The following is a 23803-nucleotide window of genomic DNA, read 5'->3' on the forward strand; positions in this document are numbered from 1 at the left end:
GCCCCCTACTATTTGAGGCGCAAATATAAATTATCAATTAGTCTTACGCCCTCTACATAACCAGCAACACATACTGCAAGTTCATCCAACCCCACATGAGTGGTGATTGGGGAGAGATCCAGGGGGTTAACAGCTTCCAGGTATTCGAGCTTAAAACCTTGTGAAGACTGATAAAGTCCCTTCACTTCTTTCACCAACCCTTCGAGAGATTCTCCTTTTTCAATACCACTTTTAATCTTAGTAAGCCCTTGAGAAATTATTTGTGCCTCTTTTAGGCCCTTTTCGGAGAGTCTTCTGTTTCTGGACGAGAGGGCCAAACCAGAGGATTCTCTCACAGTCTCCACGCCAATTATCTCACATTGAAAATTGAGATCCTGACACATTTTTTTTATGAGCAAATATTGCTGAAGATCCTTCATGCCAAAATACGCTCTGTCCGGTTGTACAAGGTGTAAGAGCTTGCTCACAACTATCCCCACACCTTCAAAATGACCGCTCCTATATTGACCCTCCAGTGTTTTTGAAAGCTCACCAAAATCAATTGTAACCTGTGGTTTAGAAGGATATAAATCAGATTCTGAAGGAATAAAAACCACATCTACATTTTTAGTCTCAAGCAATTTGATATCCTCCTCAATCACTCGGGGATACTTGGCCAGATCGTCAGAGTTGTTGAATTGAAGCGGGTTCACAAAAATGCTTACTACAGTCACGTTATTGTGACTTTGAGACTCTTTTGCCAAGGCCAGATGGCCTTCATGAAGCGCACCCATGGTTGGCACAAATCCGATTGTTTGCCCATCCTTTTTGAATTTTAAAACCGCTTGGGAAAGCTCATTTAGGGCGCTTATTATGCGCATAGATTAACAGGTTTTAACTGGCTAACTTATTGAAAGCGTTGATAATAAATGAAAAAAATGGTAAATTTGTGCTCATTTTTAAGGTCCTATCAAAGAAATTAATCAAAAGCAAGTATGGAAAACATTAGAATCCTCTATGTGGCAAGTGAGATCAACCCATTTCTCAAAACCACAGAAGTGGCGGAGTTTGTGAGAAGGCTGCCTCAGGCTATGCAGGAAAGAGGAATGGAAATCAGGATTTTGGTACCAAGATTTGGACTGATCAACGAGAGAAAGAATCGTTTGCATGAAGTAGTGAGACTATCGGGGATTAACATTGCCGTTGGGGATGAGGAAAAACCACTTGTAATCAAAGTAGCTTCAATTCCGAATGCCAAGCTTCAGGTGTACTTCATAGATAACGAGGATTATTTTTACCGAAAGTCAGTATTTTTTGATAAGGAAGACAATTTCTTTGAGGATAATGACGAGCGGGCAATTTTCTTCTGCAAGGGCGTTTTAGAAACCGTGAAGAAATTGGGATGGTCTCCGGATATCATTCACTGTAATGATTGGATGACAAGCCTCATACCTCTTTACACGAAAACCACGTATAAAAATGATCCAATCTATAAGGATTCGAAAACTGTTTTCACCATTTATAATAATAGGTTTGCTCACAAGTTTGGTGATGACCTCTTGGAGAAGGTGAAAATGATTGATATTGACGATCAAATGTTGGATCCCTTGAAAACTGCGGATTATGACGGTTTCGTGAAGCTTGGTATGCAATATGCGGATGCCGTGATCAATGCAAATGAGGAAAATACAGATAGTTTCAAGAAACTAATCGCTGAATTTGGAGACAAAAAGACAGATACGATAGAGAAGGATGAAAATTTTGAAGAGTCTTACTACAATCTATACAATGAGCTTATTGGCTAAAAAATTCTCAATAAAGAACCTATTGAAACCGGGATTAATGATGTTGATCCCGGTTTTTTTCGGCTGTGAAACACAATCGGATTTGGGAATAAAATATGATTTGGGTTCAGAGGCGGGTGTCAAATTTGTGGAGTTTACCTTGCCTGCAACTAATATTTATATAGATAGTTTAAAAACTGATGGGGAAGGCCAAATACTAGTTGGGAAATATTCAGATTCTTTAACAGGGTCGGTAAGTGCAGAAGGATATTTTAATTATTCATATGAGAGCGGCCCCCTACCTAGAGCTAAGTCTTCAAGCTCAAATCAGAATCCTGTAGATACACTAAAATTGGACTCTTTAGTATTAGTAATCAAAGTCGGGTCATTGATACCATCATTGCCAACAGAGCAAAGTTTTGAGGTTTTCCAGCTTAAAAATAATTTAGATAATAACCTCGTGTATTTATCAAATAATAAACAAGATTTGGATTTAAAAATTGGTGAGTTTTCAACTACAATAAGCCCAAAAGATGACTCAGTTTATCGAATAAAACTGGATTCATCATACGCTAAGTCCTTCTTTTTCCAAATAAGCAACATTGCGGGAGATGTTGGTCAATCAATCGATTCCTATTTATTCAAGCCGCTCGGCTTAATTCCGAACAATGATTCCAAAACCATCTCATCTGTAGATCTTTCAAGTGATACTTTAAGAATATTCCTATATTCATCGCCAATAAGCCAGGAATCAAAAGATACTACCTATATAACTTCCTTTGAGCCAATTGGGAAAAATTATTCCCACATCGATCGAAATTTGTCCGAATCAGAGTTTAGTGGAATTAGCGAAAAACAAAACTTTGATCTGCCATCTGGTAAAACTATTATTGATCCGCTTATGGGTCTCTCTACTGCGTTTTCACTTGCGCCCTTAAAAGATTTTTTTGATCAGAATGAAAACATTCTGATAAATAATGCTTCTCTGGCTTTGAAATTTGAAGCGGATGAAAATCGTGATACATTGGAGATCTTCCTAAACTACTTTAGAAAGTCAGACAATAGTTTTTTCGGATCCGCTATTCAAGCAAATCCATTTGGTAATATTGTAATGTCAGACAATGGGTACTTAAACTTGAATTCGAATCCTGCAGCTAGTAGTTTTAATAACGAAAAAAATGAATTGCTCTTAAGTTCTACCTTGTTTTATCAGCAGCTTTATCGCCAATATATTGATAGCCTAATCTTCATCAACCCAACTAACGGAAGTGTCCGACCTGTCGAATATCTCGTACTCATAAGCCCAATTGATGTCACTTTGCAGCGAACAATCTTCAAAAAAGACGGTATCAAACTTAGGCTCTATTACACCGAAGTAGATCAGTAACTATTATGTGTGGAATTGTCGGTTATTTAGGGTCTAAACCCGCCTATCCAATCCTTATCAATGGACTGAAAAGACTGGAATATCGTGGATATGATAGTGCCGGAATTGCACTTATTGAAAATGGAGGATTGTCCATCCACAAGAAACAAGGCAAGGTGCTGGACCTAGAGCAGCTAATATCCAATCAATCTTTTACCAGCAAAATAGGCATTGGTCATACCAGATGGGCAACCCATGGCGAACCAAATGATGTTAATGCCCACCCGCATGTTTCCAATAGTGGCGAGCTAGCTCTGATCCACAATGGAATCATCGAGAATTATGGAACCCTCAAAGCAGATTTAGAAAACCGGGGATATACTTTCAAGAGTGAAACAGATACGGAAGTATTCGTCAATTTCATAGAGGATATAAAAAAGAAGGAGGATCTCCCATTGGAAGAAGCACTTCGAATTGCACTTTCCAAGGTGGTAGGCGCCTATGCAATAGCCATCATTTCGAAAGAGAATCCCAATAAATTGGTAGCTGCCAGAAAAGGCAGTCCACTTGTACTTGGCCTTGGTGAAAATGAATTTTTCCTTGCATCTGATGCCACTCCAATCATCGAACATACCAACGAGGTAATCTATCTTAAGGATGAAGAGATTGTAGTGATAGAAGATAATGAGTATTCCATTAAGGATATCAAGGACGTTCCCCAAACCCCTTACATTCATACGCTAGAGTTAGAACTCGAGGCAATCGAAAAAGGCGGACATGAACATTTCATGTACAAAGAAATCTTTGAGCAGCCTATTTCCATTGCCGATTGCATGCGTGGCAGGCTCAATGCGGATAGAGGAGAATTAGTATTGGGAGGTATTCGAAATTACTCAAAGGCTCTGGAAAATGCCGAGCGAATCATCATCATTGCCTGTGGCACATCCTGGCATGCCGGCCTGGTGGCTGAGTATGTTTTTGAAGATCTGTGCAGAATCCCTGTTGAGGTAGAATACGCATCTGAATTCAGGTACCGAAATCCGGTGATAAAGGAGGGGGATATTGTTATTGCCATTTCTCAATCCGGGGAAACCGCCGATACCTTAGCTGCGATTGAGCTGGCGAAAAGTAAGGGAGCCATAGTGCTTGGTGTAGTGAACACGGTTGGATCTTCCATCTCCAGGGCATCTCATGAAGGTGCTTATCTTCATGCTGGTCCGGAAATCGGTGTTGCCTCCACAAAAGCATTCACCGCACAATTGACCGTCCTGTACATGATTGCTCTCCGGGCGGCCAATAACAAAGGCACGATAACTGAAAGCAAGTACAGAGAGCTATTAACTGAGTTGAGTCTAATTCCTGACAAGGTCGGAAAAGCACTGGAGTCGAATGATCAGATTGAGGAAATTTCCGATATGTTCAAGAGCGCCAGCAACTTCCTTTATCTGGGAAGAGGTTATAATTTTCCTGTAGCCCTGGAAGGCGCACTTAAGCTTAAAGAGATTTCCTATATCCACGCAGAAGGCTATCCTGCGGCAGAAATGAAGCATGGGCCCATTGCCCTCATAGACGAAAACATGCCTGTGGTAGTAATTGCCACGCGCGACAGCAGCTACGACAAAATCGTGTCAAACATTCAGGAAGTCAAAGCCAGAAAGGGCGTGATCATTGCAATCGTAACGGAAGGTGATGCACTGATACCAGGAATGGCAGACTTTACCATTGAAGTGCCATCTACCCACGAATCACTTATGCCTCTTGTGTCAGTAATCCCGCTTCAACTACTTAGCTATCACATTGCGGTAATGCGAGGTGCTAATGTGGATCAACCGAGAAATCTGGCTAAATCTGTGACTGTAGAATAATTTAAAAACATGAAATGAGCATGTGGCATCAATCAAAAAAGTTTGAACGTGACCAAAAAAGTTTGAACAAAAACAAAAAAGTTTGAACAATTCATCAGCAATCCAAAAAAGGTCAATTAACTCACATAATTGACCTTTTTTAGCTCTTCATTATTTTTTTCACACTCAGTATTGATCTTTTTCTAGCATCTGTTATCCTTATGAAATTTGAACATATGTGGATTAGGCTTTAAATTGAGGCTTTACCTACTAGAATATACAATTGGCCAACCTTATCTCCTATGATTCCAAAATCAAACAAAAGAGAGGGAAAGGTGTCGGCAAAAACTACAAACCATGGTACAAGGTTGGTGAAACCAATCAATCAATCCCTGGACAAAAGAGTAGAGGAAATGGTCATAGAGTAAAAGGGCTGAAGTCCAAAAGAGTTCATCACTTATTATCAGCCTCAGAATTTATGGTCTTCATGGTATTGGATTTAAATCCTAATGTTTCTGACATAAGAGAACAGTTCCCACTCCTAGATCTCGAATTAGCGAAAAAAATTTCAACTGAGCTAGGAATAAAATATCCCAATCATACTGATAATCATATTCTAACAAGTGACTTCTTCATTGAATTTAAAAACGGAGAGAAGAAAGTCATTACTGTTAAGCCGATATCCAACATTAACAAGAGGCAACTTGAACTGTTTCAAATTGAAAGAGCGTACTGGGGAAAATTAGGAATTAATTGGGAGCTGATGACCGATAAAGATATTGCTAACAACAAGGTTCTCTTGATGAATTATAGAGATATCTATTATTCGGTAAGCTCCTTTAACAACAAAGAATTTGAACTTTCTGACATACAAAATTTCTATACCAACCTAATGACTACCTATGAAGATCATATAGAATTAGGGATTGTAGATTATTGTCTTAAAACAGATAGTGATATGAATTTTGAACCAGGATTAAGCCTTAGAATATTGAAAGTCCTAATTGGTAGAAAAATCATACAGGCTGATTTAAACGAAAGCTTATTCTCTAATCAATCAAAATTGAACTCAATCAAAATATTAAGCAATGTCAAACATATTGATAAATCAGATTTGGCAGCATAATAAAGCTGTTTATAGAGTTCTATATGTTGATAGAGACATTGATCTATTGGTATGGGTCAATCTGGATGATGCTCAAAAAACCTTTCCAGAAGAAATAACTCTCGCTGATTTTGATAAGAGATTAGAGGATAATTCAATTAAAGAATTAAATATTCAGGATCAATTTGCAGATCTTGATTTGTTGGATGAAAAATCAATCGATAAATATGAAAGGTCCTGGGATATAATAAAGTCTGTTGTAAGGGATGAGCCTCTAATCTTTGACAAAAAATATTTCAACGCAAAATGTAATGAATTAGCAGAGGTTCATGGTGTATCCAGACAAACTGTTCAAAGACTATTATTTAGATATTGGCATAATGGTAAGTCTAAACTAGGAATAGTGCCAAAGTATTATAACTCAGGAGGTAAAGGAAAAGAGAAAAATTTGACCCTGACAATAAATGGGCGTCAAAGAACAGACAGACAATCAACAATCATTCTAGATGAGCAGTTAAAACATAAAATAAGGAAGGGTTATAAAAGATGGTATTTGCGTGTTAAACAAGCATCCAAGAGAGTAGCTTATTCCAATTTTATAAGAACAAGTTTCAAGTCTGAATGGAAATCAAAGGAATTCGCAAAAGTGCCATCCTTTAGGCAATTTGTTTACTGGGGAGAAAAAGAAATGCCCACTGAACAAAAACTAAGATCAAAGAAAGGAGATATAATCTTTGATAAGGATTTAAGAATTACAGAAGGATCTTCGGCAAATTCTGTCAATGGACCTGGATTTTCCCAAATCGACTCGACTCCTTCAGATATGGAACTTGTATCTGAAATAGACAGAAAAACTCCAATTGGATGCCCTACACTTTACATTATAAGCGACGTTTACAGTGCTATGATTGTAGGCCTCTTAGTGACTCTTGAAAATCCATCATACACGCAGGCTTCAGAAGCTCTTTACAACAGCTTTACGAACAAAGGAGACTTCTTTAAAAGATCTCTGCTTTACCAAATTGATGAATTTGAATTCACCGAGGATGATTGGCCATGTGAGTATATCCCATACAGCATTGTTGCCGATCGTGGTATAGAGTTAATTGGAAAAAATTCTGAAAGCCTTATAGAAGATCTTGGAATCCATATTGAAAATAAAGAATCCTACCGCCCGGAGTTAAAAGGGATGATTGAAAATCACTTTCAATTGCTTCATAAGGATTTGAAGGGACTGGATGAGAATACTGGGCTGAAAGATATTGATGATGGTAGGCGTGGCGCAAGGAAGGCAAGAAAAACTGCTCGTTTCACAATGAGAGAATACCTGGCAATAATAATTAAGATAGCCATCAAATATAATAAGCACGCGAAGCTTTCAAACTATCCAATAGACAAGGAAATGCCACTCGATGATTTGTATACTCCAACTCCGGTAGAAGTATTCAAATGGGGACTAATGCATAAGTCAGGGAAGCTTAGGTCAAACAAAATTGAAAATCTTCGTGAAAGAATGCTTCCACGCGGAACAGGCAAGTTGACTAAGAAAGGAATTGAATTTCTCAAAGGTTGGTACTTAGTTCCGCTTCATCATAAACTCAGAGATCTTCAATTAAAAACGCAGCGAAAAATTACTAGAGTTGAAGTGTCTTACGACCCCTATAACCTAAACTATCTAAATGTTTTTTATGAAGGTGAGATCATTAGATGTGAGCTGAATACCAACAAAAGTCCTATTTATAAAGACAAGACATTGTGGGATATTAAGCATCTAAGAAACGCTCAATCAAAGTCTCTTAATACAAATAATGAAGAAGGAATATACGCAGATATTGACACTTTACAGTTCGCCTCAAACATATTGGCTAAAAGAAAAGACCAAAAACCAAATAGTAAGACTGGTTCTAAATCAGTAAGGAAAAACAGAGAGAACGATAAGAAAATTGAAAGAAAGAACAGAAAAAATCACAAGAGTGAATCCGGTAAAAAGAAACAAGGCAAAATTGTTTCTATGAACCATACAAATCTTGAGGAACCCAATGATCTTGATTTTATCAACAGACTTTTAGATGGAGAATAAAATTTACCCAGCTGATTTACGAAAACCTGCCAATCCATCTCATCTTGGCAACCCACTCATAGAATCCCTTTTCGATCAATTAACCGCCAAAGAATTTTACGAAATACTTGTTAAAAGAGGCCCATTAAGTAGAGACGAAGTGCTAAAAATGGAACCCTCTATAAGGGCACAGTTTCTTGATAGTATACGAGCGAACTTCTTAATTCCTAACAGAAGGCTTTTTAACGTCTATGAACTAATCCACTCCTCTATCAACAATAGCTATGCATTAAGAAATCCTCTCAAAAACTCAATTAAATCCAACATTCAAAGAGATTATAGAGATTTTGCGAGCCAGTTAACAGACAACTTTGAGCCAACTTTTTCCAATAGCTCGATGATCGTGGGAATATCTGGAATTGGTAAAACAACGTCTATCAATATCGTTTCAGCTTTATTCCCTCCGGCATTACAACATACCAATATTGATGGTGAATCATTTATTCAAATACCGATTGTTAAAATTGAATGCCCTAAAGATGGATCAATTAAAGATTTATGCAGGTATTTCTTCATTGAGCTAGATTGGATTCTAGGACGTAAAAAATACGAAACAGAATATTGTAGGAATAGAGATAATGCCAGTGATAGAGTGATAGCTATGTCCAAACTTGTGGCTGCTCATTGCGTCGGTGTTCTAATTGTGGATGAGATTCAGCACCTTAGCAAAGCTAAAAGCGGCGGTCATGAAGCTATGCTCAATTTCTTTTTGAACTTAGATAACACTCTTCATATTCCAATTATCGTTGTGGGAACCCCGGAAACGGTCGACTTATTTTCAGAAAAACAAAGACTAAGAAGAAGATTCACCGCTGGAGCTGCATTAAGATGGGATCGCCTCCCAAATGATCATGAATGGAATACAATAATTAAACAACTCTTTAAGTACCAATACACTGAAGAGCAGGCTGATCCAAATGTGGATTGGGCATCTTTATTTTATAGTCATGCTTTAGGAGTAATAGATAGAGCTATAAAAATCTTTATTGCCTCTCAGAAATTAGCTTTTAAAATTCAAGCAAAGTCTATCACTATTGATATAGTCAACAAAGCGGTGAATAATACATTGTGGATTGATGAAGATATATTTAAGAGTATACGCGAGGGTAACCTGAACCAATCTAGAGCAATGGATCTATTCCTTCCAGATGAGAAAACAGATAGAAAGGAGAATTATCGCTTAATAAATATTCAGAATGAGCTTCTGGATTTTAAAATCCCAGAAAACTTCTACTTCCCGCTTATAGAAGATTTTATCAATAAAAATCCAACGGATACAGACACTGAAATTGCATTTAAAATTATAAAAGAGTTTCGCCTAGAAAACGAGAAAAGTAATACCAACTCAACAAAGCAAATAAAGCTTAAACCCAACTATCTGGAAGGAGATTTAAGAAAGTGTAACACTGATGACCCATCCGCTCTACATCAGCAATTAGTCGACTTAAATGTTATTGCTAAACTTCAAGATTATATGATTTAACAGCAATGTTGAATTACTGGACAAAGCCATATCCTGATGAAATCCTATATAGCATTATTGCCAGACATATCAGCTACTTTGGAAATAAAGGCCCAAAGCAACTTCTGCCATTTCTTTTTGATAAGTCCACCGTAAGTTCAACCATTGATCTACCAAGTGGTCTTGCAAGCCTGGCCAAAAAGACATCCCAACATAAATTAGGTTCTATGGATTTGATCCATAATCATACCTTGTTTCCGTACTACAGTAAGTTTATGACAGCTGAGAAAAATGAAAAGGTAATTTCTTCAATGCTGAATTCATCTGGAGACATTCATACCAGATGCGGAATAAATGCCGGACAATTTCCTTCTATTAGAATGCCAAGATACTGTCCTGAATGCCATAATGAAGACCATTTAGTTTGTTCTGAGACGTACTTTAGAAGAGCTCATCAAATACCTTCATTAAAGATTTGCACTACTCATAATCTTTTTCTGAAAGAGGTTGAGCCCAACGCCGAATCAATAAATAAGCACTTTTTTGTCAAGCCTCAGTTCATATCAGAGGACAGGAGCTTAATCAGGTCCAATAGCAATAAATCTATTCTGGATTTTGGAAACAAAATAGTGAGCATCCTGAGTAAAGAATCAGACTATTATTTCGATGGGAACTCATACCATTATAATCAATTGATAAAGCAACTTGGATTCAGAAAAGGAAGTAGCTCTCTTCAAATAGCTAATTTATATGAGTGCTTTCAGGAATTCTATGAGACTGAAATGCTATCTCATTACGAAAGCGGGGTAGATATACAGAATGAAAATTGTTGGCTAAAAGCAATCTTTAGAAAACATCGAAAGGGATTTGATCCTGTGAGACACATCCTGATCCAGGACTTTATTAATGGGTTCAAATTGAAAAGAAGTGCCAAACATTTCTTTGAAAGAACTAAACGATATGCTTGCAGAAATCCAATTTGCAAAGAATATAAAACCGATAAGAACACCAGTTTTAAAGTACGGACAGATCCAAAATCAAAACGGGAAATCATTTACATTAAATGTGATTGTGGATATTCCTATACAAAGAGCTTCATCAAAGCAAAAAATAGCTGGTTTATTCGAGTAAAGGATTTTGGGCCATTGTGGGAAAGAGAGCTCATGAAACTAATCAAATCCGACAAAAGCATAAGATCAATTGTCGCAAGTCTACATGCAGATTCTAAAACTATAAAGCACAAACTAAATAGAGTTACAAAGCAAAATTCACCTTCAGCTATTATCAACAAAAAGAAAGAATGGGCTCAATTGATGAAGAAATTTCCATTTCATTCCATAACTGATTTAAGAAGAGTCGATCCAGCTTTATATTCACTATTGTATAGGCATGCTAAGAACTGGTTATTAGAACAGAATTACGCTTCTAAGATTAGAATTCCAATCAAAAGGATTGATTGGGAAGAAAGGGACTCTCAATTATTAAATGAAGTAAGGATTGCATTCGACCAACTCAAAACGGAGTATCCTAAAAGAAGACGATCTACTACAGCACTTCTCAATCTTATAGGCAAGGATTCGATGTTTAGAAAGAACAAAGCCAAACTTCCAAAGCTCACAAAATTTCTACATGCAAAATCCGAGAGCCTTCATCAATTCAGATTACGCAGACTTGCAATGGCAACAATAGAAATGAGGGAAAGGAAAGAGCATATGACCTATTGGAAATTGTTAAGGGCTGCCAATATCAGAAAAGAGTACGTAAATGAATCCATTCATAATATTGTACTCAAAATATTAAATGATAATATTTATGATCCGCTGGAGATCAGTCAAATCGCATAAATAAGCTATGTCAATCGAGATATTTTCAATCCCATATGCGCAACTAAAAAAAGATGGATGGTACTTACAAAGTTTAGAAATAGACCTGTCCATTAAACCATATACTACAAGATACAATGAGTACCCAATTTCTCAATCAGCTCTACTTCCTATTGGTGTCAAGATTGATAAAGGAATTCATATTGATAAAGCAAGTAGGTCCATTAGAGATTATAAATTTAAAGATTTCAGCAAAGGGACTATTGAGCCTTTGGGGAGTTTGAGTCATAAAGTCTATCCCATAGACGTACCAAATGAAATCTATACCGATACAATGGTCTACTCTATCATGTACCAAGGTCGGCTGACGATATTTTTTGCTTTCGAGTTATTTCGACAATTTCTTGGATTTGACAGCCGTATTTGCCGGTATCTACTGGAGCCAAACATGCTTGAGATGTTTATCGACGATGAGGATGAGACAGAAATTGATGGTCAAACCTTCTTAAAGCTTGATCTCAGTTCTACAATGCAAGGCGGACTGGCAAAAAGCAATGACTTTATAAATCACTATATCCTTCTGCTATATAATAAGGAACTAAACAAGTATTGGAAAGAAATATTAAATACTACCGATAATGGTATTAACCATTTCGAATTCAAAAAGCCTCCATTCAAAAAGTTTTCATGTTCAGCTCAAATCAAAAAATATGAAAATTTTGACTTAGTCTTGAATATCACTAGGAAAGTAGAAGTTGATTTTCCTTTTGATAATGTTGAAATAAAGCATCCATCAATAATCGAAACTGCTAAGAATTCGGAAGGGAAACCTAAACATAGCAGAATGGAAACAGATGTCCCGAAGAAGTTTGATTTCGAAGATCAAGAGCAAACACCTAACACTAAGAAAACCTCTCAAGTAAGTATTGAAAGACCAGGTTTAAAATTTAGGAAAAAGCCTAAAGTTAAAAGAGTTAAAAGCAAGGCAAAGCCTGATAAGCCAAAACCAAAGAAAATTATATTCGAGGAGTTCAAATTAATGGATATAAAGCTCTCATTTAAAGAACCTGGAAATAAAGGAGATGTTTCAGTTCCGGTTCTAACTGACTTCAAAGACGAGCCATCCTTTGACTTTACAAGCATCCCAAGTGGATTACAGGTTTTTTGTAATGCGATTAGTCTTCTTGCAAGGATCATGGGACTAAATTATAAGTACGAGTTAATTGAATTTGGCCCTGAGATTAAATCATCATTTGCTTTTATAAATGGCACTAGAAGAAATGCTGTCTTAATCACCTTCCCTAGTCAACCTGCCATTCATTTATTGGAGATAGATAGCTCAGATGAAAGGTTTATTTCAACATTGATATTTAAGGATCTTACAATTGACAAATCTAAATTTTTCAAGGAGCTTTTGTCCAAGCTTGCTACAAGCGGTGGATCCTGGGATATGGAATATTTAAAATCAGTGTGTGTGGCCGACAAAATCAGGCATCCAAAGAAGTTAGGTGATTACGATAGGTTGTCAAAAGAAAAAATAGATCAATCATTAACAAAGCGAATCGCATTTAACTTATTGAATATTTTAAGTGGGTAGTTGAAGCATCGGCTATTTCTACTTTCGAACTATAAGATTAATATATTTAATGATTGCATGAATCAGCTTAATTTAAACACAGATACTCCTGTCCATCAGCTTGACGATGATCAATTTCAAAGAGCACCATTTGCCTTAAGAATTAGTAGCTTAATTAAGAATTATAGCTCATCAGATTCCTTGACTATCGGTATTTATGGAAAATGGGGAGAAGGAAAATCATCGGTTCTTAACTTCATTCAAAGAGACTTAGAAAAATCCAAAGAGATTGTTATTGTCAAGTTCAACCCTTGGCTGTTTAATAATGAAAATCAAATACTCATATCTTTTTTTCAGACTCTATCAGCAGCTCTTTCAAAATCTTTAAAGTCAAAGGGTGAAAAGCTCGGTGAATTTTTAATTGAGTACTCTTCTATAATCGGAACTATTGGAACACTTACTGGAATCCCCAATACTAAAGGTTGGATAAGTAGAATAGGTAAGAAGTTGGCAAATAAAAGCCTTGAAGATCGGAGAGAAGCAATTAATTTAATTCTTGAAGAGGCAGATATCAAGATTGTTGTAATGCTTGATGATATTGATAGGCTTAGTAATATCGAGATTCATTCAATTTTCCGCCTAGTCAAACTGACTGCAGATTTTAAAAACACAATTTATGTACTAGCATTTGATGATAAAAGAGTGGCTGAATCTTTAAGTAGCCAGTACCCGATGGGTGGTCAAGATTTTCTAGAAAAAATTATCCAGGTACCATTAAGACTACCCAAAGCGCAAAAATCAGCACTAAAAAACTATACAATCAACCATCTTAATTTGGTGTTAGATCATAATAAAATTGACATAAGGGACGATGAAGCTCACAGGTTTATTAAGTTCTTCGACCAATTCTACCTTCCTCTTCTTGACAACCCTCGAGTAGCTGTTAGGTATTCGAACACGATACAATTTTCTATCCCTATGCTGTTGGGTGAAGTAAACATAGTTGACTTATTGATACTGGAAGGTGTTAAGATCGTTTACCCCGAGCTCTACAATTACATGAGAGATAATCCGACACTTTTCACTAAAAACTATTCAGTGGATTATACCTATGGAATTAGTGCTGATCGTAGACTTGAGAGAGATCAAAAGGATGCTAAGGATGAACTTGAAGCTTTCTTATCCAAAAACTATTCAAACCGAAAAGATTTGATTCTTGATTTTCTTCAGGAACTGTTTCCTCAGCTTAAAGGGGTTTTCGGCAATCACTCATTTGGTGAGGGGTCCTGGAGAAAATGGTACACGGCAAAGCGACTCTGTTCTGGGAGATACTTTAACCGTTACTTTACTTACACAGTGATCGATGGAGAAATATCCGATATCTTTTTTGATGATCTTCTAAATCGATTATGCGAAGAGGATTTTTCAGGTAATGAAAGAAATCTTAGTGAAATATTTCAGGAGTTAGAGATTGAAGAACTCATTCTTAAATTTCAGTTTCTTGAAGAGGAGATAGCGGAAGAGAAGTCAAGACTATTAGCGCGAAATCTTAGTCTGTTAGGTGACCATTATCCCAACACAAAGAGGTTTTTTACTTTTTATGGGCCATTCTCCCAAATGGCCAGTTTTATTGGAAGATTAATTAAGAAGAATACTAACAAGCTTGAGTTGGCTAATGAAATAGTTGTGATGGCTAGGCCTATCGACTTTGCTTGGGAAATCTGGCAAAGAATTCATCCTAAAGAAGATTCTGATGATAAACAAATTTTATCCATAACAGACTTCACTGAAGTAACAGTATCCCTAATCGATCGGGTGAAGAATGAGATTTCATTTGAGCAGATTTATGATGAACTTGGAGATGCACATGCAATGTATTTGATGCAGGAGTGGTCAAAATTGAATAGCGGTGAGATTCAAAAATTGAATAATGACCTATTGAATAAAACGGATAATTACGTTTTAAAACTGCTTTATATCTTCAGTAGTACAATTATTAGTTCGTCTGAACCTGAGCCATATAAGGCAAACTTTGATCAGGAGTATTACGATATCTTGTTGAAAGTTGTGGATGTAAACCTGTTATATGATAAGTCAATTGAGATGTATGGAAAAAAAGAAGCCCCTGAAAATCATGATGGCAGAGAGCCAATTTCAGATGATGAATTGATTGGCCTATTTCAGAAAGTTCATATTGCCAATGTTTCCTCCCAAGAATGACAATTGATTAACAACATTATCCCAAGAATTGTGATTAAGTACGTTCATAGATTTCTAACAACGATTTAATTGATGTACATTTAATTAGGGCTCTTCGCAAGTATATCCCGCTTCGTCTCCCTATCAGCAAATCGTACAAAGTATGGGTCAAAAAATCTCAACCTCCCATCTTCTAACTCTATCAGTACTTGGGTTACACTGCAATAATTGGAGCTGGAGTAAACAAATCTGTGGAAATAGCCTTTAATTTTCTTGCCATTCTGCTGCACCTCAACCGGCCTCAAAGTATTCTTATTAGACATTCTGCTCCTACTTTTTGAGATTTTTTATCATATCCTCGCGTATTTGATTCTGAAATTCAGCCTTCCAATTAGATAAGATATTGTGAATGAGATCTGATAATGGGATTTTATAATGATTGGAAGTTTGCTTCAGAAAATAATGAAGGTCTTGATCCACATTTATCGTTCTATACTTTCTCTTTTCATCTCCTAATCGAGTATTTAAGAATTGATCTAGGCTCATCAAATAATCCAATTTAAAAGCGCTCAATATATAAAAACTAAATTACATCTTGCCCTTTAGGCTATGGCGTAAAGTCTACTTAAGGATGAATTTGCTTTTTGTGACAGATGAGCAAATCATAAAAGCGTTTGGTAAAGTTTTGAAAGAACTCCGAGAAGCCAATGGGCTATCTCAAGAAGCACTGGCTCATGCCATTAAATCTCACGCAACACATATTTCGAGGCTTGAGAATGGTCATAAACAACCAACACTAACGACACTTTTCAAGATTGCTGAAAAATTGAATGTTGATCCTGAGAAGTTGATTCTCAAAATAAAGTCCAAATCATCCTAGTATTTATTCTTACTCAACAATCCTCCAACTCACAATTCTCATCTTGCCCTTCAAACTCTATCGTGATATGATTAATGGATTCATCTTTGAGTTGTGATTGTACTTTCTCCTTGAGTTTAGCTTGCTCTGACAGCTTATAGTCCTGGTCTAACTGTAGGTGAATCGTAAGAATATTGTATTCGCCATCCATAGACCAAACGTGATTGTCATGCACATCAGTGATTTCCGAAATGTCTTTCAGTTTCTCTTTGATATCCTCCAGAGAAACATCCTCGGGTATACCCTGTAGGATTACCAACATGCTTTTGCGAAGGTTCTTATAGACATTGTACAGTACAAAAAGGGAAATTAGAACGGAGAGTAGCGGGTGTATAAATACTGTGAATAAGCTTCTAGTTCTCAAGAGCTTATGGCTCTGTAAAGTGTGGATTAGAGAATCATTGCTACCTTTCGTGATTGCCAGCTGATCACTCGGTGCCAATTGAATTATTGAGTCTCAAGAATTACTGGCTCTTGTAATACAGCTCAGATTTACCTAATACTCTTAAACCATGATATCCCGTGATTTTTATTAAATCCAAGCTCATCATTTTGATATAACAATCCATCTCATGTGCCATCCCAGGTAGCTTGATTTGTCCATTGTTCCATTCCCTTGCTTCAGCATCATAAACAAGATCCCAAAGGATCAGTTTCCCCGTCTCTTCTGGATTATTGGACTTAATAATATCAGCCTTGTACTTATCTTTTTCTTTGTATACGCGCACAGTCCTGACACCATCGGACGAAACCCAATTCCCAACAATGCTATCAGGGCCTTTTTGAGCTATTACATTAATAGTTAGACCTATTTGAAAAAAAAGCAATATAGAATTCAGTTTGATCCTCATTTCTTAAAGGGATAAATCATTTGAGTTATGTAGGATTTAGGATAATCCGGCTCTTCCTTAATACCAATTTCACCAACACCCTTTGAGTCATAAATCTTTGGATCATCATAATTGGTTTTAAAGAGGTAATCCCAAAGCGTGAGCCAGGCACCATAGTTTACCTGTGCATCCTTATAATCTGCACGATGGTGCCAACGGTGCAACTCTGCTACGCAGAAAAATTTCTTTAATATCCCTGCCTTGTAATCAAGATTGGTATGCTGCATCATCATATTGATAGCGAGAAGTGCCAATGCCGCTACTACCACGGGCTGAGGAACACCAATTACAAGACATACAATGATTCCGGGTCCACCCTCTAAAATCTGATGGATTGCGTGGCGTTTTTCTCCATTCAAAAAGTATAAACGTTCTGAACTATGGTGGATAGCATGCAGTTTCCAGAGCCATTGGTACTTGTGACTCTGCCAATGAACGAAGAACAAGAAAAAATCTATGATCGTTAGGGCTAAAAGTACCTGCGCCCAAAAGGGTAAGTCAGTGGGGAACCAATCAAAAAAAACAACATACGTTGATAGCCAAATAAAGCTAAACTGAGCAGACACTTTGATTAAATAATTGATGATGTAGTAGGTGAAATCAAGGTTCCAATCTGTTCCATTTACCCATTCTTTTTCAAAGGGCATGAATCTCTCCAGAAGTAGAGCAATTACACCGAAGAGTGCAATGATAGGGATTGTAGCCAAGTATTGATTCATACCTGTTTGAATAGCCCATAGTATCAGGCCCCATGCAGAGATCATAAAAACCGGATAGATGCTGAATTGAAAGAATTTTTTCATATCTGCGTACATTTAGTAGTCTGCAAAAATGAAAAAATCGAATATTGATAGCTTGTATAAACCTGCTAAGCTTTCAACACACTGGAGGGTGAAACCCCAAACATGTCCACAAAGGTCTTTGAAAAGTGAGGTAGATCAGCAAAACCACCCACATAGCACGCAGACGTAAGAGATTTCCCTTTCACGATGGCTTCAACAGTTGCTTGCAGCCTTGTCCATAACACAAATCTTCGAAATGGAATCCCTACCTGCTCTTTAAATAGATGAGCATACCTGCTTTCTGAGAGATGAACTTTTTCAGCAATATCAGCCAAGCTAATTCCTCCATGTAGTGCAGTCCTGATGTGTTCTGTGCTTTCTACAATCCTATTATCTAGGGTGATGGTATGGGAAGCATAACCTGCTAAATCATGGATAAGTTGTGTGATTAGGACAATAATATCTACGTCACTCCCGAGAGCCCAGGAACGAATGTCGTTCATGGTTGATGACCGATGCAAATTGTCAACCCCTACAATTACCTTATCTAACGAATAGCTCCTCTCAAGTTGCCGTGACAAATAATGAAACGGATCCAAATAAATGAAAATTGGGGTGATGTTTGATGTATTAATGAATCGATGTTTGATATCGTGAGGTATCAGCGACAGTCTGTATTCATTTTCATTATTTTGAGCATCAGCCACCTTGAAACTTCCCTCCAAACCATAAATGATCTCGGTGGCATGGTGGCTGTGTGGTTTTGTTTCTACCACCTTACCGGTATAGACCCCAATCCCATTTTGGAAATAAATTTTGAATGGATTCATTTATTTGTTTCTTCCACAACAGTTTCCACTTTCCTGAATGGGCGGGCAAAGGTTTGTTCCAAAGCTGCAATACACAAAACAGTCACCCTCTTTTGGTTTCAAAACTTCATGACAGCATTCGTAGAAATACTGGCATGCATCGGTTGGTATGGTTTCTTCCTTCTGATGCCCACGGTTGGTACAAGTGATGGTCGATTCGAGTGTAATTTCTTTTTCCATCTCAGTATTAAATAGGATCTATCGGTAATTTCCTAAAACTGCAAAAGGTGAAATTCTGAATGGTATCAAAGGGTGTTTTATGATCAACCGTTATACATTTTATTTTCTCAAAAAATTTTCGGAGGCGAGTGGTCATAGTTGATTCTGAATATTGCTTGATTTCAATCCCACTACATTTCTGTGGGCCTTGCTTAGAAAAAGTGCCTAGTATGAGCATTCCATCTGGCATTATACTTCTTTGAGCATTTTCCAAATAGCTCGCAATATCTTGTTCTTCAGTCAGAAAATGGAAGGCCGCACGGTCATGCCAGAAGTCGTATTGTCCGGTTGGTACAAAAGTTGCAACATCTGCCACTATCCATTTCACTTTATCAGCAAGGGTACCAAGCCTCTTCCTTGCCCTTCTAAGGGCTGATTCAGAAATGTCCAGCACCGTGATGTCCTGATATCCCATGCCGAGCAAATGATCGACCAAGAAGCTATCCCCACCACCAATATCAATGATTTTAGCACTCTTGGGTACTTTGAGTTGTTTTATGAAATCCAAAGATATTTTCGGGGTTTGCTGAAACCAGCTTACCTCATTCAACTGCTTTGACTGATAGATATCTTCCCAATGTTTTTTTCTGTCAAAATTTTCCATTTCCATGGCTTTATTAAGATTTTAATACTTCAATAATTCTGATTTCCCATATACCAGTTAACTCACCATCCTCCTCATCTTTTACAAACCCTTTTATCCAAATCTTACCTGGTTTGAGCTTTGTTAGTAGGTCACCTGAAGTATCAGCACTCACTATAAATATTTCTCCATTAACCTTAACTTTCCATACATTTCGCTCTTTCTGTAATTCTCCTTTTAACGTAACTTCAGCATTTCTGGCTGAAAATCCATTATTCTTCACTTCTTCCTGGATTTTTTGCAAGGTCAGTTCATTGGTGGCAGCAAGCGTGAGATAAGCCTTGCCGTCATTGAGGCTTACTTTCACACTTTCCAGGCCATCCATTTTTTTAAGTCCGCGCTCCAGACCATAGGCACACGGTGCACAATCCATTCCAAATACTTTCTGATCTACTTTGATCATCTGAGCCATTGCTCCGCTCAAACTAAAAATTGTTAACAATGTTATTATTCCTAATCTTTTCATTTTTTCTGTTTTTTAAAGTTTATAACCAATAACTAATGTTCATTGAAAGCCTGTATTCCTCTGTTGGACCCTGTGTTATATCCTGATAGACCGGAAATAATGCTCCAAATGAGATGCCCCAGGCTCCATAAAGCCCCAGGAACGAAGGTCCAAGCATAACTTTTTCCCCTCTTTGATCAACGGGGGTAAGCTGACCTTCACTGGTATTAGCTCCGGGGAACTCCGCCAGCGATTCCACAAATACCCTCCAGTCCGGCTTTGGATAATCACCCATAAAAATGTTTGGTCGATAACCTACTACCAGACTTGCGTAAGGCAGGTCGCCTAATTGATCATTGCCTTCCTCAAAATAATATTGATAACCACCACCTACCCAGGCATACCAGGTACGGGAAGCATAGCCGGTAGAGATCGCTCCATGAATGGAGTTGCTTACATTGATACCACTCCTGGTTTCTTCGGTAGGTGTCGAAACACTTAAAATAGCCGTGGATTCAAAACGTTTGCCAACGCCAAATGCATTGGAAAAGAAACGATACCATACCGATGCTTCTATGTCGCCATTTGCCGGCATATTGTTGTTACCTCTTGTTCTTGGTGCTTCAGAGAGTCTGTTGATCATAGTGGGTGTCGTAATATTAATTTGCAAATCTTCTGTCACCCCATACGACCAGATGTACCTAAGCATAAAGGATTGATCATCTTCGGTAGCCAGGCTCATAGCTGCTGCATTAAAGTCAAATCCTCCTTTTGCCAATGTGGGGGTTTGTAAACCATAAAGGGGTCCGTGTCCCTGAGCGCTGACCTTAGAAATGGCTGTAATAGTTAGTAATATTAAAAAGGCTGTTCTTTTCATCGTATTATTTTAAAGTCCTAAAAATTGTTGAATTGGTAGTAGCAGGTAAGCTGAGAATAGTCCGAGAAGGTATAAGCCAAAGGATATCCATAGGATAATTTTACTCCACCGGGCGGCTGTATCACATGGTGTCTCATTGCCATATTCGTCTATTTCACAGACCTGGTCTCTTTTGCGGCCATAAAACAGCCAAAAGTTGAACCCGATCAAAATACCTGCCGTCAGAAAAGTCCATTCCTTGTATTTACTCAACCAGATCAATGCCGGAAAGTCCGAAACCATTCCGGCCACTACCGCTCCCATACCCACCGCCACGAGTAATGACGGAAGGGCGCAGCACAGTAAGGTGGATACTGATGTAAACAAGGATGCGATGCTGACGAAATCCTGCTTTAGTGATTTTAAGACTCCCATTATTTTAATTGTCACTACATTGATGAATTCCCTTACCAGCACAGAATCAAGGGAAAATAAATAAGGTAAGCCGTGCCTTACTTGTTTTTACCCTTGTCCTATACTCGCTTTAATCAGCTCTTCTTTAGAAATCCCCTGATTTTCACAGCACGATAAAAGTTTGCCATTCACAGCAATAGCAGGTACTTTTTTGATCCCATATTCTTCCAGTTTGCTCAGACAGGTCTTGTCTTCACACTGCTTCACCAAATCATAAATGGTGATCTCACAATCATTACATGCCAGTTCCCTGACCATAGATACCACGGGATCACATACCAGGCAATTGGCAGTAAATACTTCTACATTTCGTTTCATTATTATTCCTTTTTTGGGTTTAAATAAAAGCTGAAACAAACATACGGGGTGCTATGGGGTGGTCTCCAAGAAAAAGTTTAGAAATTATTTTTTATCCACCTCATTGAATCGATCCAGGTTCTTTTTTAGTCGCGAAATTTCTTTCATTTTTTCGGTGAGATCATCCGATTCAATGGCCGGAAATTGTTGACGCAGCATTTCTATTTGCACTTCATTACCACAATTTCCAGGACAGGCACTTGAAGTTTCAGAAATCTTAATGGCCAGAGATTTTCTAAATGTTTCGTCCAATAAAAGGTAGTGCGCTTTATCTAAGCCACTCTTTGCTGCTTTGAACTGTATGAGGATCTTTTCCGGATCTTTCCCATCATCCAACATTTTTATCAAGCCATCCATTTGGCCTTTGATGCTTAGAAGTCGGGTTTTTATGTCTTTTGTTAAATCTTTGGGTAGCATGAATGTTTATGATTTAATATGTTTTTCGCACCAATCAATGGGAGAGAAAAGCAAACAAGCTAAATGCGTATGCTTACCTGAAAAGATAGCTGGTATTGTCATCACTTCACAGCCCGGATCTGCTCGGATACCTGCTAGTATTAAGGATGCGGATAGAAAGGTTAAAGCTCCAGTAGCTGCTGGCCCTCCATACCCAAGTAAGAAAACGGCAAGGAATGGACCGAAAGCCAAAATAGCTCCAAACACTCGATCTATTTTTGGCGTAAACCGAACAATAGCGAAATGAAGAATGGCATAAAAAGCCAGAAGCCCGATAGCCCATGAAAGTCTTATAAAGACTCCCTCCCAACTAACATCACGATACACTGGCCAAACTTCTGTAACAAAGAACAGCCCAAGGCAAAATCTAAAAATTCGGCCTATCATGCGCGCCTTGTAAACCGGTTTTTGACCTGCATCCATAATCAGCAATTACACGTTCCATTTTGTATCGGTGGACACTTCTTAGTGCCATAACTGCAGTACACACAGCAATCACCTGATTTGGGCTTCAACACCTGGTGGCAATTTTCACACTCGTAGAAGTACTGGCATGCATCTGTAGGCATGTTTTCTTCCTTTTGATGTCCGCAGTTTGGACAGGTGATGGTTGATTCTAATGTTATTTCTTTTTCCATTTAACTATCCTTTTGGAATTTTGCATGATGCACTGCACCCCTGATGGTCACAGCTTTTAGCGGCACTGGAGCAGGCACTCCAAAGCTCATCTACAGTCGGCATGTTATCAGACCCGATGAGGTCATCTCCGAATTTCTTGATTTCTGACAATCTGGCCTTATAGGATTCCGGATTCCCAAGGTCTTTCATTGATTCAAAATTCAGGAAGAAATCATAGAATTTTTCTGTAATCTTATCTTTCAACTTTGCTTCATCTGAGGCGCTGAGACTTGATTTTTTCTTGATTGATACAAGGATTTGATCTGCAATAATTCCAGCCTCCTCTTTGCTGAGCTTGTCAACATCTGAGCCTTTTAGCCAATCGGACTTAGCCTGAAATGATTCCAAGTTTTCTGCATATCCATCCATTAATAATTCACTGGCATTCACCTTATGTTTGGTAAAAACCTGATTGATCAAATTTCTTCTGGTCATAAAATCCGGTTCACTCCAAACCACTGCTATAACAGTACCTGCTCTATTTAACCAGGCTTCATCAACTGATTCTGAATTCTCAAAATCATTCAAAACCGGTTTGGCACGACTGCCGCAACCAATAGTAGGTGCAGCATTGCAAACGAGAGGCACTTTGTAAAAGCTAACGTTACCATTATCTGTTGTTATTGTTGAACTCGTTTTCTGGTCATCAATCACCTTGTACCCTGTCTCATTGATTGCATCGATTATGTCGCTCTGATTCACTTTTGAAGGGTAGTATTCTATCGTAGTTGAACTGGTAGCATATATGGCGTCAACTGATTTGACCCCTTCAAGTAAGCCAACCTTATGTTCGATGGAAGCTTCGCATCCTGCACAAGTCATTCCCTTTACATCCAGAACAATCCTATTTGTTTTGGTTGTGTCTTGTTCAATAAAGACGGAAGGTGTCTGGTTTCCACCATTGGAATAGAAAATATGTGCGTAGCTGGGAAACGAGAGCATTAAGCCTGCAAAGACT

Annotated in this window: 26 protein-coding genes; 10 read left to right on the forward strand and 16 right to left on the reverse strand. The window is 37.9% G+C overall.

Annotated features, from left to right (window positions below; translation table 11 throughout):
- Positions 1–8: 8 nt before the first annotated feature.
- Entirely contained in the window at positions 9–860 is an 852-nt protein-coding gene (gene panC, locus RLN88_RS01255) for a pantoate--beta-alanine ligase (protein ID WP_350219560.1), read from the reverse strand.
- 114 nt (positions 861–974) lie between these two features.
- Between panC and RLN88_RS01260 the strand changes: the two genes are divergently transcribed.
- The 9 genes from RLN88_RS01260 to RLN88_RS01300 all read left to right on the forward strand — a co-directional run bounded on the left by RLN88_RS01260 (position 975) and on the right by RLN88_RS01300 (position 15278).
- Complete coding sequence (locus RLN88_RS01260) at positions 975–1784, forward strand: glycogen/starch synthase (protein ID WP_350219561.1); 810 nt, start codon at positions 975–977, stop codon at positions 1782–1784.
- Positions 1768–3150 (forward strand): hypothetical protein, encoded by a 1383-nt coding sequence (locus RLN88_RS01265; RefSeq protein ID WP_350219562.1) that lies wholly within the window; start codon positions 1768–1770, stop codon positions 3148–3150. Before RLN88_RS01260 ends, RLN88_RS01265 begins: the two co-directional genes overlap by 17 nt.
- Before the next feature lie 5 nt (positions 3151–3155).
- Positions 3156–4994: a glutamine--fructose-6-phosphate transaminase (isomerizing) gene (gene glmS / locus RLN88_RS01270; RefSeq protein ID WP_350219563.1), complete on the forward strand. Its 1839-nt coding sequence runs from the start codon at positions 3156–3158 to the stop codon at positions 4992–4994.
- A 262-nt stretch (positions 4995–5256) separates the two neighbouring features.
- A complete protein-coding gene (locus RLN88_RS01275; protein ID WP_350206610.1) occupies positions 5257–6099 on the forward strand; it encodes a TnsA endonuclease N-terminal domain-containing protein in 843 nt (280 codons plus the stop codon).
- On the forward strand, positions 6062–8158 hold the full coding sequence (locus RLN88_RS01280; RefSeq protein ID WP_350219564.1) for a TnsB C-terminal domain-containing protein: 2097 nt from the start codon (positions 6062–6064) through the stop codon (positions 8156–8158). The genes RLN88_RS01275 and RLN88_RS01280 overlap by 38 nt, the downstream gene beginning before the upstream one ends.
- Positions 8148–9680, forward strand: a complete 1533-nt coding sequence (locus tag RLN88_RS01285; protein WP_350206608.1) for a TniB family NTP-binding protein — start codon at positions 8148–8150, stop codon at positions 9678–9680. The genes RLN88_RS01280 and RLN88_RS01285 overlap by 11 nt, the downstream gene beginning before the upstream one ends.
- Positions 9681–9685: 5 nt before the next feature.
- Complete coding sequence (locus tag RLN88_RS01290) at positions 9686–11503, forward strand: TnsD family Tn7-like transposition protein (RefSeq protein WP_350219565.1); 1818 nt, start codon at positions 9686–9688, stop codon at positions 11501–11503.
- A 7-nt stretch (positions 11504–11510) separates the two neighbouring features.
- Positions 11511–13079: a Tn7-like element transposition protein TnsE gene (locus RLN88_RS01295; protein ID WP_350219566.1), complete on the forward strand. Its 1569-nt coding sequence runs from the start codon at positions 11511–11513 to the stop codon at positions 13077–13079.
- A gap of 57 nt (positions 13080–13136) precedes the next feature.
- A complete protein-coding gene (locus RLN88_RS01300; RefSeq protein ID WP_350206605.1) occupies positions 13137–15278 on the forward strand; it encodes a KAP family P-loop NTPase fold protein in 2142 nt (713 codons plus the stop codon).
- Positions 15279–15358: 80 nt separating this feature from the next.
- On the opposite strand, the gene RLN88_RS01305 is transcribed toward RLN88_RS01300, so the two are convergent.
- A complete protein-coding gene (locus RLN88_RS01305) occupies positions 15359–15580 on the reverse strand; it encodes a hypothetical protein (RefSeq protein ID WP_350206604.1) in 222 nt (73 codons plus the stop codon).
- Between the two features lie 308 nt (positions 15581–15888).
- Between RLN88_RS01305 and RLN88_RS01310 the strand changes: the two genes are divergently transcribed.
- Entirely contained in the window at positions 15889–16137 is a 249-nt protein-coding gene (locus RLN88_RS01310; protein ID WP_350219567.1) for a helix-turn-helix domain-containing protein, read from the forward strand.
- 13 nt (positions 16138–16150) lie between these two features.
- Here the strand turns inward: RLN88_RS01310 and RLN88_RS01315 are convergent, their stop codons facing one another.
- From RLN88_RS01315 to RLN88_RS01380, 14 genes are all read right to left on the reverse strand, one after another.
- Complete coding sequence (locus RLN88_RS01315) at positions 16151–16438, reverse strand: cation transporter dimerization domain-containing protein (protein WP_350206602.1); 288 nt, start codon at positions 16436–16438, stop codon at positions 16151–16153.
- A 202-nt stretch (positions 16439–16640) separates the two neighbouring features.
- Complete coding sequence (locus RLN88_RS01320; protein WP_350206601.1) at positions 16641–17027, reverse strand: DUF2147 domain-containing protein; 387 nt, start codon at positions 17025–17027, stop codon at positions 16641–16643.
- Complete coding sequence (locus RLN88_RS01325; RefSeq protein ID WP_350206600.1) at positions 17024–17869, reverse strand: sterol desaturase family protein; 846 nt, start codon at positions 17867–17869, stop codon at positions 17024–17026. Before RLN88_RS01325 ends, RLN88_RS01320 begins: the two co-directional genes overlap by 4 nt.
- A 65-nt stretch (positions 17870–17934) precedes the next feature.
- Positions 17935–18678, reverse strand: a complete 744-nt coding sequence (locus RLN88_RS01330; RefSeq protein ID WP_350206599.1) for a helix-turn-helix domain-containing protein — start codon at positions 18676–18678, stop codon at positions 17935–17937.
- Entirely contained in the window at positions 18679–18897 is a 219-nt protein-coding gene (locus tag RLN88_RS01335; RefSeq protein WP_350206598.1) for a GDCCVxC domain-containing (seleno)protein, read from the reverse strand.
- A 7-nt stretch (positions 18898–18904) separates the two neighbouring features.
- On the reverse strand, positions 18905–19540 hold the full coding sequence (locus tag RLN88_RS01340; protein ID WP_350206597.1) for a class I SAM-dependent methyltransferase: 636 nt from the start codon (positions 19538–19540) through the stop codon (positions 18905–18907).
- Positions 19541–19553: 13 nt separating this feature from the next.
- Positions 19554–20045: a heavy-metal-associated domain-containing protein gene (locus RLN88_RS01345; protein ID WP_350206596.1), complete on the reverse strand. Its 492-nt coding sequence runs from the start codon at positions 20043–20045 to the stop codon at positions 19554–19556.
- A 19-nt stretch (positions 20046–20064) separates the two neighbouring features.
- On the reverse strand, positions 20065–20901 hold the full coding sequence (locus tag RLN88_RS01350) for a hypothetical protein (RefSeq protein ID WP_350219568.1): 837 nt from the start codon (positions 20899–20901) through the stop codon (positions 20065–20067).
- 9 nt (positions 20902–20910) lie between these two features.
- Positions 20911–21315 (reverse strand): hypothetical protein, encoded by a 405-nt coding sequence (locus RLN88_RS01355; protein ID WP_350219569.1) that lies wholly within the window; start codon positions 21313–21315, stop codon positions 20911–20913.
- Positions 21316–21402: 87 nt separating this feature from the next.
- Positions 21403–21672 carry a thioredoxin family protein gene (locus RLN88_RS01360; protein WP_350219570.1) on the reverse strand — a complete coding sequence of 90 codons (270 nt, stop codon included), beginning with the start codon at positions 21670–21672 and terminating at the stop codon, positions 21403–21405.
- Between the two features lie 84 nt (positions 21673–21756).
- Entirely contained in the window at positions 21757–22128 is a 372-nt protein-coding gene (locus RLN88_RS01365) for a metal-sensitive transcriptional regulator (RefSeq protein ID WP_350219571.1), read from the reverse strand.
- Between the two features lie 6 nt (positions 22129–22134).
- A complete protein-coding gene (locus RLN88_RS01370; RefSeq protein WP_350219572.1) occupies positions 22135–22590 on the reverse strand; it encodes a hypothetical protein in 456 nt (151 codons plus the stop codon).
- Positions 22591–22592: 2 nt separating this feature from the next.
- Positions 22593–22805: a GDCCVxC domain-containing (seleno)protein gene (locus RLN88_RS01375; RefSeq protein ID WP_350219573.1), complete on the reverse strand. Its 213-nt coding sequence runs from the start codon at positions 22803–22805 to the stop codon at positions 22593–22595.
- 4 nt (positions 22806–22809) lie between these two features.
- Positions 22810–23803, reverse strand: a 994-nt coding sequence (locus tag RLN88_RS01380) for a cation transporter (RefSeq protein ID WP_350219574.1), incomplete at its 5' end; no start/stop codon positions are given.

Origin of the sequence: Ekhidna sp. (genome assembly GCF_040223195.1) — a bacterium.
GTDB lineage: Bacteria > Bacteroidota > Bacteroidia > Cytophagales > Cyclobacteriaceae > Ekhidna.